Origin of the sequence: Advenella faeciporci (assembly GCF_014652395.1) — a bacterium.
GTDB classification, from domain to species: domain Bacteria; phylum Pseudomonadota; class Gammaproteobacteria; order Burkholderiales; family Burkholderiaceae_B; genus Advenella; species Advenella faeciporci.
Map to the genome: position 1 here is coordinate 1 of NZ_BMYS01000051.1, position 537 is coordinate 537.

Consider the following 537-nt stretch of genomic DNA (forward strand, 5'->3'; position numbering starts at 1 on the left):
TTACGCAGCGATTTTAGCAACAACACCGGCGCCAACAGTACGGCCGCCTTCACGAATCGCAAAACGCAGACCTTCTTCCATCGCGATCGGTGCAATCAGCTCAACGTCCATAGAGACGTTATCGCCTGGCAGAACCATTTCTTTGTCAGCAGGCAACGTGATGGTACCGGTCACGTCAGTCGTACGGAAGTAGAACTGGGGACGGTAGCCCTGGAAGAATGGGGTATGACGACCACCTTCTTCTTTGGACAGAATATAGACCTCTGCCGCAAATTTGGTGTGTGGCTTGATTGAACCGGGTTTGGCCAATACCTGACCACGCTCTACGTCTTCACGCTTGGTACCGCGCAGCAACAGACCGACGTTATCGCCTGCCTGGCCTTCGTCCAGCAATTTGCGGAACATTTCAACGCCAGTACATGTGGTTTTAACGGTGTCGCGGATACCCACGATTTCAATCTCTTCACCCACCTTGATGATACCGCGCTCGATACGGCCGGTTACAACAGTACCACGACCGGAAATAGAGAACACGTC

The 537-nt window shown here is 52.9% G+C and carries 1 protein-coding gene; it reads right to left on the reverse strand.

Going from position 1 to position 537, the window contains the following annotated elements; genetic code table 11:
• A partial coding sequence (locus tag IE074_RS14735; protein WP_268247324.1) for an EF-Tu C-terminal domain-related protein occupies positions 1–537 on the reverse strand: 537 nt, incomplete at its 5' end.